Origin of the sequence: Sphingorhabdus sp. (genome assembly GCF_044239045.1) — a bacterium.
Lineage (GTDB): Bacteria > Pseudomonadota > Alphaproteobacteria > Sphingomonadales > Sphingomonadaceae > Sphingorhabdus_B.
Map to the genome: position 1 here is coordinate 46,294 of NZ_JBIICD010000010.1, position 14,828 is coordinate 61,121.

General features: G+C 54.9%; 12 protein-coding genes. 3 read left to right on the forward strand and 9 right to left on the reverse strand.

Going from position 1 to position 14,828, the window contains the following annotated elements; translation table 11 throughout:
• Positions 1–145: 145 nt before the first annotated feature.
• From folE to ACILP4_RS05755, 3 genes are all read left to right on the forward strand, one after another.
• Entirely contained in the window at positions 146–781 is a 636-nt protein-coding gene (gene folE / locus ACILP4_RS05745) for a GTP cyclohydrolase I FolE (RefSeq protein WP_395619789.1), read from the forward strand.
• 98 nt (positions 782–879) lie between these two features.
• Positions 880–1,728: a carboxylating nicotinate-nucleotide diphosphorylase gene (nadC, locus tag ACILP4_RS05750; RefSeq protein ID WP_395619790.1), complete on the forward strand. Its 849-nt coding sequence runs from the start codon at positions 880–882 to the stop codon at positions 1,726–1,728.
• A gap of 49 nt (positions 1,729–1,777) precedes the next feature.
• Entirely contained in the window at positions 1,778–2,455 is a 678-nt protein-coding gene (locus tag ACILP4_RS05755; RefSeq protein ID WP_395619791.1) for a ribonuclease T2 family protein, read from the forward strand.
• On the opposite strand, the gene ACILP4_RS05760 is transcribed toward ACILP4_RS05755, so the two are convergent.
• From ACILP4_RS05760 to ACILP4_RS05800, 9 genes are all read right to left on the reverse strand, one after another.
• Positions 2,442–2,864, reverse strand: a complete 423-nt coding sequence (locus tag ACILP4_RS05760) for a DUF4112 domain-containing protein (protein ID WP_395619792.1) — start codon at positions 2,862–2,864, stop codon at positions 2,442–2,444. The genes ACILP4_RS05755 and ACILP4_RS05760 overlap by 14 nt on opposite strands.
• 19 nt (positions 2,865–2,883) lie before the next feature.
• A complete protein-coding gene (locus ACILP4_RS05765) occupies positions 2,884–4,338 on the reverse strand; it encodes an ABC transporter substrate-binding protein (protein WP_395619793.1) in 1,455 nt (484 codons plus the stop codon).
• A 42-nt stretch (positions 4,339–4,380) separates the two neighbouring features.
• Positions 4,381–5,916: a S1C family serine protease gene (locus ACILP4_RS05770; RefSeq protein WP_395619794.1), complete on the reverse strand. Its 1,536-nt coding sequence runs from the start codon at positions 5,914–5,916 to the stop codon at positions 4,381–4,383.
• Positions 5,917–5,946: 30 nt separating this feature from the next.
• On the reverse strand, positions 5,947–8,052 hold the full coding sequence (locus tag ACILP4_RS05775; protein ID WP_395619795.1) for a transglycosylase domain-containing protein: 2,106 nt from the start codon (positions 8,050–8,052) through the stop codon (positions 5,947–5,949).
• A gap of 70 nt (positions 8,053–8,122) precedes the next feature.
• Complete coding sequence (gene nadA, locus ACILP4_RS05780; protein ID WP_395619796.1) at positions 8,123–9,115, reverse strand: quinolinate synthase NadA; 993 nt, start codon at positions 9,113–9,115, stop codon at positions 8,123–8,125.
• Between the two features lie 151 nt (positions 9,116–9,266).
• The gene (locus ACILP4_RS05785; RefSeq protein ID WP_395619797.1) at positions 9,267–10,181 is read right to left on the reverse strand and encodes an MBL fold metallo-hydrolase; all 915 of its coding nucleotides are present in this window, start codon (positions 10,179–10,181) and stop codon (positions 9,267–9,269) included.
• Between the two features lie 105 nt (positions 10,182–10,286).
• Entirely contained in the window at positions 10,287–11,834 is a 1,548-nt protein-coding gene (locus ACILP4_RS05790) for a M56 family metallopeptidase (protein ID WP_395619798.1), read from the reverse strand.
• Entirely contained in the window at positions 11,831–12,202 is a 372-nt protein-coding gene (locus ACILP4_RS05795) for a BlaI/MecI/CopY family transcriptional regulator (protein ID WP_395619799.1), read from the reverse strand. The genes ACILP4_RS05790 and ACILP4_RS05795 overlap by 4 nt, the downstream gene beginning before the upstream one ends.
• 177 nt (positions 12,203–12,379) lie before the next feature.
• Complete coding sequence (locus ACILP4_RS05800; protein ID WP_395619800.1) at positions 12,380–14,773, reverse strand: TonB-dependent receptor; 2,394 nt, start codon at positions 14,771–14,773, stop codon at positions 12,380–12,382.
• Between the last annotated feature and the right edge of the window lie 55 nt (positions 14,774–14,828).

Here is a 14,828-nt window from a genome sequence, read left to right on the forward strand (position 1 = left end):
GCAAATTGTTTTTGCGGCTTCTGAGGCTTTATCGTGATATATTGCGATACGGCCCCTATGGGCTATTGTCCGTATAGTGTTCAATATAGGGTGGACGTATCTCTAGTTCCGAAAATGCGGGCACGTGGCCTGCCGGAGCCTAAAGATGAACAAGCCCGAAAAGGTATTTCCCATCGCCCATATCCATTATGAAGACGAAATCGGTCCGAACGGCAAAATTGTCGTTCCTGATGAAGTCCAAGATGCCATTCGCACACTGATCCGCTGGTCAGGCGATAATCCGGAGCGGGAAGGTCTACTCGACACGCCTGCACGCGTTGGTCGCGCTTGGCGCGAATATTGCGCTGGCTACGCCGAAAATCCTGCTGCCCATTTGTCGCGCACATTTCATGAAGTTGGCGGTTATCATGAGCTGGTGTTGCTCAAGGACATCCCCTTCCAGTCGCATTGTGAGCATCATATGGCACCTATCATCGGCAAGGCGTCGATTGCCTATATGCCGACCGACAAGGTTGTCGGCATTTCGAAACTTGCGCGTGTCTTGCACGGCTTTGCCCAGCGCCTTCAGGTGCAGGAACGCCTGACAGCCGAAGTTGCGAACTGCATCTGGGAAAATCTGAAGCCAGAAGGCGTTGCCGTTGTCATTGAGGCCCAGCATGGTTGCATGACCGGACGCGGCGTGAAGGTGCATGGCGTTGGCATGGTGACATCAAAACTCATTGGCTGTTTCCTGGACGATCAATCGAGCCGCAAGGAAGTCATGAGCCTGATGGGCTATTGATCCTTCGATAAAGGTTTTTCAGCAATTGCTGGCGATAGCGAACTGACCTATGGATGGGGGCCTAGTCCCCAACCCTATTCAGGCCGGATAACAGCAATATGCCTTTTCACATTCCCGCATTCGATATGGACGCTTTTGTCCGAGCGACGCTGGCCGAAGATTTGGGTCCAACGGGCAGAGATGTTACGTCTGAAAGCGTCATTCCGGCAGATGTCCGTTTCGACGGTGTCATGGACAGCCGCGATGCCATAACCGTGGCTGGTCTACCCATCGCAGTCGCTTTTTTTCATGCCCTCGACCCGTTGATGGAGATAGAGTTGCTGGTCGAGGAAGGCGCGCAAGTGCCTGCGGGCACGGACCTTATGCGCTTAAAGGGCGATGCACGGGCCATGCTTACCGCGGAACGGTCGGCTCTGAATACTGTGCAGCATCTGTCGGGCATTGCGACACTGACACGCCAATATGTCGATGCTATTGCGGGAACAGGCTGCATCCTATTGGACACCCGCAAAACCATTCCTGGCCTTCGGTTACTCGAAAAATATGCGACGCGCATGGGCGGGGCAACAAATCATCGCATGGGATTGTGGGACGCTGCCATGATCAAGGACAATCATGTCGCGGTCGCAGGCGGCGTAAGTGAAGCCGTTGCCCGCGCGAAAAATGCAGGGGTTGAACGCATCATTCTTGAGGTGGATAGCATCGCTCAGATCGAACCTGGCCTTGCCGCAGGCGCAAGTCATTTGCTGCTCGACAATATGGATGCCGATACGCTGCGCGCGGCGGTAAAGCTGATCGCTGGCCGCGTGCCAACCGAGGCGTCGGGCGGCGTGACCTTGGAAACGATCCGCGCCAAGGCGGAAACTGGCGTCACCTATATCTCGGTTGGCCGCCTGACCCAAAGCGCGCCGGCAGCCGATATCGGGCTGGATTTTGCGCAGGCTTAAGCTTTTAGCATTTTTAAGTGTCGTGGGAACTTTCCAACCTGCGCCGCTGATGGCGCAAGCATGGCAATGCCAGCCGCCGCGATTTCTTCCGCGCCCGGCCTTGGAATTGCCGCCATCCAGCGAAACAAGGCGCACAGCAATAGATGGCTATGTGCTGGCGCTCAGTTGGAGCCCGGAATATTGCCGTAGGCGGATGCGCGATCCAGCGGCACGGTTCCAATGTTCGGGTGAAATTGGCGACTTTGGTTTTGTCCTACATGGTTTGTGGCCGGAGTCCAAAGGGGCCAACTACCCGCAATATTGTCGCACAGTTGGGGTTCTGCCCCGACGGACGGTGACAGAAAATATCTGCCTCAGCCCCTCCCCTCAATTGCTGCAGCATCAATGGGCAAAGCATGGCAGTTGCATGGCCAAAACGCCGGACGCATATTTCACGGCAGCGCGATTGCTGTTCAACGCGATTGAATTTCCCGATATGGGGCGACTGTCCCGCGAACCCGAGCGCGGGACGCCATTGACAGCGCAAGTTCTCGCGGAAAGATTTGCTGATCTGAACGATGGTCTTCCCGCAAATGCGATAACCGTAAAGACCAATCGCAAAGGCTGGCTTCAAGAAATACGCATCTGCCTAGGTCGGGATTTCAGGCCCCGGCAGTGTCCGGCATTTACACGCCGCGCGCAAGCCACTGGGCCCATCAAAATCTGGCGCGGGGTTAGCCTTCAATAATCCGCGTCGCAGGATGATGCTTGTCGAGATGTTTTTTGATAATCCGTAAATTCTTGCTGTTCGAACGCCAGACAAGGTCGAACGCGTCGCCGACAAAGGGGATTGCGCCGATGGCAGTATCCACAGCGACATTGGCGGTCATGCGGATAAGCTGCCATTTCGACATGCCCAAATTGCGCGCTTCCCACACCATATATGCACCCATAAAGGTGGTAACGAGATCACCCAGCACGGGCACAAGGCCAATCACGCTATCCAGACCAAAAGGAATTTTCGTGCCCGGAATGACAAAGGCACGCTCCAATATTTTCTCAAGCGCTTCCACACGGGCGCGCACGGCAACTGGGTCATTACCCATACCCGGCAAATCCTTGGCAATTTTTGCAAATTGTTCCTGCGAAATCGGCACTGAAGTCACTCCTTTGCGCCTATGTCGGGTCACGCCCGAGATATTGCAACAGGTGCCAGCCACGACCATTGGCGAAATGCCCCAAAAGACCGGGCCGGACGACCGACCAACGCAAAGGATTTGCAATGGGGATGAAGGCAGCGCTGGCCTGCAATTCGGCCTCTGCCTCCCCCAATAATTGCGCGCGGATCGCGCTGTCGGTCGTTCGGCGCGCTTCGGCCACAATCTCGTCCGCCCGGGCGCTGCAAATGGTGGAAAATTTGCAGGACAGCTGATCCAGATACCATGCCGGACTGGATTGTTGGGCGGTGCGGTCAACAAGCAGCAAGTCATGTGGCCGGTCCACAGTCACACGCTCTATGTCAATGCCCACGGATGCAAGATCCACCCGCAAGCGCGCAAAGAAAATCCGGGCGCCGTAACCACGTGGCAACGCCACGCGTAATGGCCGAAGTGCGCCATTGGTATTTTCCCATTTGGCAACCGTAGCCCGCGCCAACGCTTTGCGTTCTTCCATCGATGGCACTGACCATACCGGCCGTTTTATGTCCGCTTGATTTGGCAAGCTCTCGGGAACTAGGGTAACCGTTTCCTGCCACGCCACAATGTCAAACGCCGTCAGCAATTTGGGGCGATCAATAGCCATGGCAATCGCCGTTCTATTGGCCGTGTTGGACAAAAATGATCCGCCATTGACGACGTGCAAACCAAATAATCCCGGAACCGCGTCAAACCGGATTTGATCCGCCCGTATATTTGCCGCATCAAGCAAAGGAAAGCTCTCAAACCGCCCGCCTTCGACAAGATCACTTTGTCCAAGTGCATAACGGGCAATCGCCGTAGACGCCGTACCTCGCCACAATGTTACCATCGCATTGCCCAGGAACTGCACGCCGTCGTCATCGGTTTGATTGCGCCGCAACTGCATAACCTGTCCAAATTTTTTGGCTTGCATCGGGCCCGATCCCGCGCCTTTGCTGAGCAACCCGAACTCGGGCAAGGCCAGAAATTCCAAAAGATATGGCATAGGGGCCTTCAGCCTGATTTCCACTACCTTGCCCGTCATGGCGACAACACGTTCAATGACACCCAGTTCGGCACCAAGGCGCCCCTTGCGCAATTCCCGGATGCGCGCTGTCAAAAGACGTGCGACTTCCCTTGATTCGACCTCACGCCCGTCATTCCAGCGCCCTTTATTGAGGCGGAAGATATAGCTCATGCCGTCGTCTGTGACGATCCAGCGATTGGCGAGGCCGGGCGCGATCCGTCCCTTTTCATCGAAGGTGACCAACCCTTGCGCCGTTGCCGCGCGCAGATAAGCCGACGCCATTGGCAGCGGCGTTGCAGATACATTCAGAGGCCTAGGACGATCTTCGATAACGTCAACACGGACGCGTTCATTGTCGACGCCTTCGGAGCATCCGGCAAGTGTTGCGGACAATAGCAATAGCAAAATCGACAGCGAACGGATCATGCCGCCACCATAAGCTCTAAGTCCCGACGCACAATCCAAGATTCAACGGTCAGAGCATGTGAACAATAATATCTCGTTCGGCGCAGGCGGCAATTGCGCCAATATGGTCTTGTTCATATTGTCTATGTTGGTCAGTTGCGCTGGGTCCATGGTGCAAGTTTTGACGTCATAGAGTTTTCGCGCCGCACGCGCGGATTGCATGACGTCATTGCCCGGAAGGTATCGTTCAATACGGTATATATCGGTTTCCGGCGCGTAGCTGATGACGGAAATCTGGGCATCATTATTGGGTACAAAGCTGCGCACCCAGCGGCCACCGCTTTCGACATATTGCGTACGTCCGTTTACGCATCCATCGGGCTGCCACGTAAATTCGACGTCGGCTGTGTCGGACATAGTGACGCGGCTGCGTTGAGGCTGCAAAACGCAGATTTTCGCTTTTGGTTCAGTTGCAACAGCACTCTTTTCGGCAACGGCATCGTCTGGCATATTGGCTGTCAAAGCAGCACGGACCCGATCATCGACTTCGTCGAACGATGGGCGGGCGGCAAAAATTCCCACCGCCATGACAAAAAGCACGGCACCGGCGGCGGTTGCTGCCTTAAATCGATCCTGTTGTTCACGTTCGGAAAACTGCCACGCAGCACCCCCTGCAACGGCGCTTAGCAAGAGCAACAACCCAGCCAGTGCTAGATGGTTTTCCCGTTCGCCAATGACGGCATGTTCGGCGTCGCTGCGCACTTTGCCCTCACGGCTGCGTTGCAGTTCGGCGGCAACACGTGCCTCTTGCTCTATCTTGGCACGGGTGGATGCCTCCAGCTCTGCCTCAGCGCGCGTCAGTTCGGCGACCGATCGGCAATCGCCCCGCACAGCGCGAAACGCGACACCGCGATTGGCAAGAAATGCCGACAATTCGCGCGCCGATATGGCGAAGTAAAATTCCGCACCACCATCTGTGGCTACGGACCCAAAACTGTTGATACCCAGCACCCGTCCGCAGGCATCGACAATCGGCCCGCCGCTGTTGCCCGGTGCAATGGGTGCCGTATGCAAAAGCGATTCTACCGACTTCGATGTCCGTCCGGATGAGACCGTTCCCCGCGTTTTCACGGGTTGCTGCGGACGTAGCACATCTGTTTCGCTCTGCTCCAAGGCGACATCAACGCTAGCGGGATAACCAATGGCAAAGACGTCCGCGCCATCCTCTGGCACGCCTGCGAAAATACTTGCAGGAACAAGCGCACCAGAGGTCAATTGCAGCAAGGCAAGGTCTTTTCTCGGCAGGCTGGCGGTCACTCTGGCGCGATAGCTTTGTGTGCCGTCTGAGGGTACGATGACGATCTGCACACTGTTATCAAAACTCGCCATTTCAACGACATGGGCATTGGTGATGATTTTATCGCGTGCGACAGCCACGCCGGAACCGATGCTGACGATGCTCTGCTGTCCTTCGGCGGAACTATACACGATGACACGCACCACACTACGCGATGCGGCACTGATGTCACTTGCATCGGCGCCTGCGGGGGCAACCAATAACGGGGACAGAAACAGGCACAAAGCTGCAAAAAATCGCATGAATTTAGTCATGGCAGAAGAATACGCACATCAGCGCGGTTCCGGCGCGGAACGTTCCGCAGATGGGCCAGGCTGAATATTGGCGCCATCGCGGTCAAGCTTAATTTCCAACGGAACGCCGTTGACATCGGTGTTTACGGTAACGCCCTGCCCCTGATCGACGCGTATTTCCGAATTGCCGATATCAATTGGCAATTCCTGCAAATCCAGCAGATCAAGAGGTTCAACCGGACCTTCTGGATCTGGCGTCAGCGGAGTTTTGGGTCGGTTAACCGGCGCTGCGTTGCGGATCGACTGCGACATGAAATCGCGCCAGATCCGCGCGGGCAAGCCGCCGCCGTTAATGCCCTGTAGCGGGCTGTTGTCGTCGTTGCCGATCCACACGCCAACCACCAAATTACCCGCAAAGCCGACAAATAAGGCATCGCGATTATCCTGACTGGTTCCGGTTTTTCCATAGGCCGGAATCGAAAGCCGCGCGGCGCGTCCCGTGCCTTGCTTCACCGACGCCCCCAGTAAATTCAGCAACATCCCGTGCATGCGCCCACTGAAAGAACGCGGCCCGGAGAACAACCACTCAATCCAGCCCTGTTCCTCTTGCTTAAAAGCGTGCGGTTCAACAGGCCATTGGTTGCCCGCCACGCCCGCATAAGCGGCGGTCAATTCCAACAAGGTGACGCCGGAACTACCAAGCGCAAGGCTCTGATCCAAATTAAGCGGGCTGCGGATACCCAAGTCTTGCGCAGCTTGCTCCACCTCTTTGCCGTCTACTTTCTGGTACAGCCGTACAGCAGCAACGTTGCTTGATTGGGCAAATGCCTTCTCCAACGTAATGTCGCCTCGGTAGCGCAACCCGGAGTTTTTCGGGCGATAACTGCCTTCATTAATGGGGGTATCGGCAATCATCGACTGCGGCGTCATGCCCGAACGAAGGGCCGCCAAATAGACAAACAGCTTGAAGGTCGACCCGGGCTGCCTTTTGGCCTGCGTTACACGGTTAAACGCCGACTGTTTGTAGCTTTTGCCACCAACCATGGCGACAACCTCACCATTAGGGCGCATCGCGACCAAGGCGATTTGGGCGTTACCAACGCCCGCGCGGGCAACAACCTTGCGGGCAATATTCTGCAAACGAGCGTCTAGTGTCGTGGTTATTCGTACATCGGAATATCCGCTTTCGGTCAGGAGCCGCGCTTGCGGAATGGCCCAATCGGCGAAATATGTACCTGTCGGCAATGTCTCGCGCACACGCACGTCCAGCCGCGCCACGGGCGTGGCATCCGCTTTGGCTTGCGTAATGGCCTTATTGGCCACCATGGCCCTGAGAACGAGCCCAGCGCGCTTTGCGGCACGTTCGGGGTTCTTGGTCGGGGCCAGACGTGACGGCGCTTGCACAAGGCCCGCCAGCATGACGGATTGGCTCAGCGTTAAACGCTCTGGCTGGCGATAGAAATAATGCAGCGATGCGGCGCGCAGGCCATAAACATTGTCACCAAAATAGACGTTCGACAGATAACGGCCAAGAATTTCGTCTTTTGTAAGGCGTCCCTCAAGCCAGAAGGCGATGAGCATTTCACGCGCCTTGCGAGTAAGGCTGCGTTCGGGCGTTAAAAAGGTGAATTTGGCAAGCTGCTGCGTAATCGTGCTGCCGCCTTGGGTAATTCCACTGCCAAAGGCGTTCGACCATGCAGCGCGCGCGAGACCGCGCGGATCAATGCCCCAATGTGAATAAAAACGGCGGTCCTCGATCGACAAAAAAGCCTGCACCACATGCGGGGGCAATTTGGTGACGTCGACGGGCCGATCGACGATAGCACCGTTGCGCGCGATGGGTGTGCCGTCGGACGCCAGCAAGGTAATCCGCGGCGGCGCAATCGGCTGAAGCGATTTTGACAAGGGTGCAGTGACCGCGAGCCAAAGCAATAAGAGCACGAACATCGCGGTCAGGCCCGCGATAGCGCGTCCGAACCACCACCAGCGCGTCTTACCTAAAAATAGGCGCTTAGCATTACCTGGAGCAACATCATTCCCTGGTGGCAGATCGTCGGGAAAACGTTGCGCATTATTATCATCGAAAGCGGCAAGCCGACTGTCGATATCACTATTTTTAGCAGAAGAAGATCGCCAGAAAAGCATCGCTTGGCTGTATTATATCGATATAACGGTGAAGGCGAGTAGATATTTGATACGCCTCATCATCCCCCGATCAAGCCCGACCGAGGTCGCCCTTACCGATGGTTCCGCTCGCCATCTCCAACATCCGGTCGAGGCTCTTTTTTGCGCCCAAGCGCACTGTTTCATCAAGCGCTATCTGCGGCGTCAAATCCCGCAAAGCGAGATAGAGTTTCTCCATCGTATTGAGCGCCATATACGGGCAGATGTTGCACGCGCAGTTGCCGTCTGCACCAGGCGCACCGATAAATGTCTTGCTTGGTTCCGCCTTTTCCATCTGGTGGATGATGTGCGGTTCAGTCGCGACAATCAGGGTATCTCCTGCCATCGTCTGCGCATATTGTAAAATACCACTGGTACTGCCGACATAATCCGAATGGTCGATGATATGCGGCGGACATTCGGGGTGGGCGGCAACGGGAACACCAGGATATTGCGCCTTAAGCTTCAAAAGTTCGGTTTCCGAAAATGCCTCATGCACAATGCAAACGCCCGGCCACAATAGCATTTCGCGGTTGAACTTACGGGCAAGATAGCCGCCCAAATGCCGGTCAGGACCAAAAATGATTTTCTGCTCTGGCGGAATTTGGCTTAGGATTGTTTCCGCGCTGCTGCTGGTCACGATGATATCGGACAGCGCCTTCACTTCGGCGGAACAGTTGATGTATGTGAGCGCGATGTGATCAGGATGCGCCTCACGAAACGCCTTGAACTTACCGGGCGGGCACGCATCTTCCAAGGAGCAGCCAGCGGCCATGTCGGGCAATATGACGGTTTTCTGCGGACTTAAAATTTTTGCGGTTTCCGCCATGAATTTTACGCCGCAAAAGGCAATGACGTCGGCATCGGTCTCTGCCGCGCGCTTGCTCAATTCAAGGCTATCGCCCACAAAGTCCGCCAAATCCTGAATCTCGGGCTTTTGATAATAATGCGCGAGAATGACGGCATTCCGTTCTTTTTTAAGCCGTTTGATTTCTGCGAGCAGATCAAGGCCTTGCAAATTTTCGCGGGGCGTTAGGGCGTTCATGCGATTATACCTTTGCCATGCCGAACCTGTTCCGGCAGCTGAATTGAAGGCCTATGTGGTCGATTTGGGCTCGTGAAACAAGGCCAGCTTCAGGTTCATATTGGTTTTTTTGCCTCTGGGGCACAAGGCCTGATCATGCCGTTTATGGGCTTTACGCTTCCGTTACGAGATGCCAGCCATCACCTTGCGCCGCTACACGCCCTTGATTTTGCAAATCGATAAGGTGCGCAAGAACCGAACGACCTGCGGCGCCAATAAGCCGCGGGTCTAAGCCTTTATACATCGCGGCCACCATATTGGGAATGTGCCCCTCGCCGCTCTCTAGCAAGGTCACGATCTGCCTTTCGCGTTGCCGGCGATGACCAATCATCCCGCGCACAAGCTGGCGCGGATTTTCAACTGCTGGGCCATGCGCCGGATAATAAACACGGTCGTCGCGTTCGTATAATTTTTGCAAGCTCGCCAGATAGTCGCTCATATCGCCATCGGGCGGACTGACAACGCTGGTCGACCATTTCATCACATGGTCGCCGGTGAACAACGCGCCGCTTTCCCCCAAAGCGAAGCAGAGATGGTTACTGGTGTGTCCCGGCGTTGCCACGGCCTCTAGCGTCCAACCATCGCCTGAAATGGCCTCTGCGTCCTTCAGGATGCGATCTGGACGGTAGTCGGGGTCAAAGGCACTGTCGGCGCGCGGGCCATCATCGCGCAGCACCAAAGGGGCGCAGCCAATGATCAGCGCGCCGGTTGCGGCTTTTAAAGGTGCCGCCGCAGGTGAGTGGTCACGATGGGTGTGCGTGCACAGGATTGCGGTTACTTTTGCGTCGCCCACTGCGCGCAAGATCGCTTCGACATGGCCCTCGCCATGAATGTCTGCGGGATCACCTATGCTTTGCCCGCTCCCAACGGGGCCCGGGTCGATAACGGCAACGTCTTGGCCATTACCGACAATCCACGTCTGCGTGCCGGTATAGGTATAGGGCGAAGCATTGGGCGCTAGAACGCGCCGCACCAGCGGCTCATGCTGCTGTATCTCGCCTGCATTGATCGTGTCGGGCCATTTCATTCCCGCGATATGGCGCATAACGGACAAAAGAAAAAGGGGCGGTCCGTAAAAACCGCCCCGTCAGAACCGAAATGGGGAGCTCAAGGTTCTGGAATAGTTTGCTGGTCAGTTGCCCTTGTTGGTTTGCGCCTCAAGCTTGCGGATCTCTTGATCCAGCTTTTCGATCACATCTTTACGCACCGCTTTGGGCATGTCTTTTTCCGAAGCAATCTCATCGCGTGCCTCGCGCAAGCCCTTTAGCGCTTCAATCCGCGCTATCTTTGCTTGCCCCTTGCCGCACATTACAAGGCGGACGCGTGCCTTTTTCGTACCATCAGAGCCTTCGACATCGGTGGTGACGGGTTGCGCGGCGGCAGTGCAGTTTTCAGTCATTTCTTGAATATCTATCTCCGGTATGTCGGCGGCGGCTTTTATGATGATCCGCTTTGGCTCAAATATTCCGCGCGCGCCGTCGACCAACGCTGCATCGGCAGCTTTGCCAGATGTATCGGCCTCATTGACCATTTTTTCAACTTCATCCTCAGTCAGCTTCTTGTCCGTCCGGAAGATGAAGACCTTACCGTTACGTTCGACCTTGGTAACATCTTCGCTGCCGCCGTCATGGCCGACGATGTCGACGGATTTGCCGTCACGCTTTATCTTAATAATCCGAACATCACGCTTGATGGCTTCAGCTTTGTTATCGGTGGCAGTCTGATCCTGCGCGACCACGGCGGGCACGACCGTTGCCGTCAGTGGCAAGACAACAGCAGCGGCAGCCAAGACGCCGACTTTGCCAAACAAGCGCCGTTTTGTGCTGGCGTTCTTCATATTCAATCTCCTCAATCGTTCGATGATAGTTTTTGGTGAATTTAGTGCGGTCGCAAAGATCGGCACGCCGTTAAACGCCGTACGCGCCAATGCCCGCCCATAAATGGCGCGCTCCTCGGCGCATTTACCTGCCAAAACGCGCGCGTCGCACGCGGCTTCTTGGTCAACGCGAAAAGCGTTCCAGCTCAGCCATGCGACTGGGTTGAACCAGGACAGGCATAACAGGATGAACGCTGCCAGATTGGCGAACAGGTCGCCCGAACGGTGATGGGCCATTTCGTGGGCAAGGGCGAGTTCCTGCTCCACTGTTGAGTAATTGTCGGCAAAATCCTGCGGCACCGCAATATAGCGTTTGAACAGGCCGAAGGCGAGCGGCCCTGCCACCTGATCCGAGGCAACAACTCTTACGCCGTTTATATTTGCGATTTCGGTCGCCTCAGACAAAAGCTCGTCGCGCATAGAAGCGTAGCGGATCATCTGAATGATGAAAAATAAGGCTGCGCCGCCAAGCCATAATGTCAAACCAAGCACAGCATAATCGACCGATGGCGCCGTGACCATTTGGTTGGTTGCGGAATCCGTATTTTCTGGCGTGGATATGGCCGCAAGGATTGCGTCGCGCACATTGTCCTGCAACGCGGTCCCGCTCTCCAGTTCGGATACGGGCGCACCATCCAGCGAGGGCATTAAAACGCGGGCAGCCGGAATACACCAAAGCGCATATGCGACACCTGGACCAAAATGCCGTGCCACAGGTCGCCGCACGAGCAAAACCATTAACATCAAGATGCTGGTCACCATAAAGGTATCGAACAGCCATGCCCCCAGAAAATCAGTGCTCATGATTTCATCTCCCGCAACAATCTTTCGATTTCGGATATGTCAGCAGCACTGAGATTTTCCTGCTCGGCCATATGCGCGAACAATGGCATGAACTTACCGCCAAAAAGGCGGTCCACGAGCCGCTTTGATTCATGCGCAACATAATCCTCACGACCAATAAGCGGTGAATACAAAAAGCGGCGACCATCGGCACGATGTTCGACCGCGGCCTTGCTGAGCAATCGTGAAAGCAAGGTTTTGACGGTGGGTAACGACCATGCACGGTCATCCGGCAACCGCGCGGCGACATCGGTAGCCGTCAGCGGTGCGCGTTCCCACAATATTTCCATGATCGTTAATTCAGCGTCGCTGATACGTTCTGATGACATGCTTCATTCTCCGACTACAACTGTAATCGATTCGATTACAGTTGTAAACGTCGTTAGTCATCGCGTGTGCGATATTCGTCGAACTTCTGCGCGGCTTTTTCTCATGCGCTTAGAAAACAAAAAGGCTGGAACCCAATGTGGATTCCAGCCCTTTCATTTTAATATGTCCAGTTCAGCTTATTTCGCGCCGATATTGATCTTCGCGGTTACGCCGAAATAACGATCTGCCTCGCGAGGGATGATGTAGCGATATGCGCCACCAGGACCACCTGATACAATCGAAGATGCAAAGCTCTTGTCGAACAGGTTCTTAACCTGGAATGCCAAGCGCCAACCGTCATTGGTGTCAACCAAAGCAGCGGTCAAATCGACAATCGCGTAACCATCTGCGGTTGAACCAAGGCGTACCGCGGGGTTCGCACTCGCTTCGTAAATCTGGTCGGACTGCATCGCAATCTGGCTTCCCAATTCAATATTCGCAAAGCCCGAAGTTTCGATGTTATACTGCGCGCCAAATGACATTTTCCATTTTGGTGCGTTCGCTAAAGGCGTTCCTTTAGCGACCAATTGTGATGCATCTGCACCCGGTGGCAAACGGAAATTCTCAACCTGTGCCTTGTTGTAAGCAACACCACCCGAAAGCGTGAAGTTACGCAATGGCGTCGCAACAAAATCAACCTCGAAACCCTTAGTTGAAACTGAACCGGCATTCGTCAGGCGCGTGGTCCGTACACCTGCTACAAAGTCTGGGCTGTTTGCCTGATAGTTGTTATACTTGGCATAATATGCCGCAAGATTCACAATCAGATCACCGTCAAGAAGCGTATTTTTCAATCCCACTTCATACGCGTTGACCGTTTCTGGTGCGATAACACCAGCGCCCGGCGTCGTTAGGTTGTAGAAAATATTGTACGCTGGGCCCTTGTAGCCACGGGTGTAGCTTGCATAAGCCATATTGTTTTCGGTGAGGTCTGCCTGAACGGCTGCCTTACCTGAAACGTTATTGTTGCTCGTGCTGGTGCTGAAGGGAACACCGTTTGAAGCGCCGGCAACAAAGCCGGTAGCTGGCGCTGTTGCCACGAGACCGTTATTGTAAACGCCGGCATCAAAGTTGCCTTGGACACCTGGACCTGCGAGCGAGGTCCGGCGGATATGATACACATCCAACTCGTCGTGCGTGTAGCGCAAGCCGCCAATCAAACGCAGGCTATCGGTCAGGTTGATCGTTGCCTGACCAAATATCGACATATTTTTGAACGTCGAACCAAAGTCGGCCGTTCCTGCAGGCGTTGTGATTGTCGATGCCCCTGCCGCTGTTGAACAAGGTACGAGACCCGGCACAACCGCAGCGAGCGTCGATGCTGAACAGGTAATTACATTGCGTGTGAATGTACGGTCCGATTCCGCCTTCGAATAATATACTCCGGCGACATATTCGAGGAATTCGCCAGTCGGCGACGCAACCCGAATTTCCTGGCTAAAGGTATTCGATGTTTGCGGTCCATTATCGTGCAATTCGTTCAAACCAACATAAGGCCGGTCAAGCCAGTCACCATCGCGGATTTCGGTATTATCCCAACCACGAAAGCTGGTGATCGAAGTCAAGCTATGTTCGCCCAATTCCAGGTCCGCTTGCAGCGAAATGCCCCAGCTTTCTTCCTTCGTCGCGGTGACGAGATTCTGCCGAATGTTGCGTGAATCCGAGCTATTGAAGCCGGTTCCAGCCAGCGCCAGAGCGGCAGCATTGGTTGGCGTGTTGCCAATAATTTCGGCACAGCAATCATCATTGGCTTTGCGGTAATCGCCGCGCAGCGTCAGCAGGACATTTTCGCCAACGTCAGCCTCAATCGCGCCACGAACACTGTAATGTTCATAGCCATTGACCTTTTTGCCAGTGGTCAGATTGTTAATGTTGCCGTCATAGCTGCCGTAAAATCCGGTGAAACGCGAACGCACATTGGCGCTCAGCGGCAAGTTAACGGTCGCACGACCACGATATTCGGATTTCGTGAAGAATGAGCCTTCAACCGTCGCGCCATATTCGGCTGTCGGACGCTTGGTCACGATACTTACAACACCAGCAGATGCGTTCTTTCCGAACAATGTACCCTGCGGTCCGCGCAAAACTTCGATACGCTCCACGTCAAACAAATCCGTGAAACCTTCACCAGCGCGGCTCAAGACAACACCGTCGAGGACAGCTGCGACCGATGGTTCGGCAGCAATCGAGAAGTTGATGGTGCCGACGCCGCGCAGGAACAATGCCTGGTTCAGCGACGTGCCGGCCTTGCGGAAGTTCAAGCTAGGAACGAGATACTGCGCATTTTCAAGAGTGATGCCGCCATTATTGGCAACTGCCTCTCCACCAACAACCGATACGGCGAGCGGAATATCCTGCAAACGCTCCTCACGCTTCTGCGCGGTTACGATGATTTCTGCATTGGCCGAGTCATCTTCTGCTGGAGCGGTCTGCGCCAATGCAGGCAGGCTCACGCCTGCCATAATTGCGGCGCTTGCGAACAACGAAGCGCGGATGAAAGACGTTTTCTTAAACTCAGAATTAAACATCATGTACCTCCCTAAAAATGGCCATCCGCTTCTCAACCAAATCACTTGAGATTACTCA

What these genes read in the sequence shown, in the direction of transcription:
- ACILP4_RS05785 (WP_395619797.1), bottom strand. Translation starts at nt 10,181, where the DNA reads ATGAAATGGCCCGACACGATCAATGCAGGCGAGATACAGCAGCATGAG.
- nadC (WP_395619790.1), top strand. Translation starts at nt 880, where the DNA reads ATGCCTTTTCACATTCCCGCATTCGATATGGACGCTTTTGTCCGAGCG.
- ACILP4_RS05775 (WP_395619795.1), bottom strand. Translation starts at nt 8,052, where the DNA reads ATGCTTTTCTGGCGATCTTCTTCTGCTAAAAATAGTGATATCGACAGT.
- ACILP4_RS05765 (WP_395619793.1), bottom strand. Translation starts at nt 4,338, where the DNA reads ATGATCCGTTCGCTGTCGATTTTGCTATTGCTATTGTCCGCAACACTT.
- ACILP4_RS05755 (WP_395619791.1), top strand. Translation starts at nt 1,778, where the DNA reads ATGGCGCAAGCATGGCAATGCCAGCCGCCGCGATTTCTTCCGCGCCCG.
- ACILP4_RS05795 (WP_395619799.1), bottom strand. Translation starts at nt 12,202, where the DNA reads ATGTCATCAGAACGTATCAGCGACGCTGAATTAACGATCATGGAAATA.
- ACILP4_RS05800 (WP_395619800.1), bottom strand. Translation starts at nt 14,773, where the DNA reads ATGATGTTTAATTCTGAGTTTAAGAAAACGTCTTTCATCCGCGCTTCG.
- folE (WP_395619789.1), top strand. Translation starts at nt 146, where the DNA reads ATGAACAAGCCCGAAAAGGTATTTCCCATCGCCCATATCCATTATGAA.
- ACILP4_RS05790 (WP_395619798.1), bottom strand. Translation starts at nt 11,834, where the DNA reads ATGAGCACTGATTTTCTGGGGGCATGGCTGTTCGATACCTTTATGGTG.
- ACILP4_RS05770 (WP_395619794.1), bottom strand. Translation starts at nt 5,916, where the DNA reads ATGCGATTTTTTGCAGCTTTGTGCCTGTTTCTGTCCCCGTTATTGGTT.
- nadA (WP_395619796.1), bottom strand. Translation starts at nt 9,115, where the DNA reads ATGAACGCCCTAACGCCCCGCGAAAATTTGCAAGGCCTTGATCTGCTC.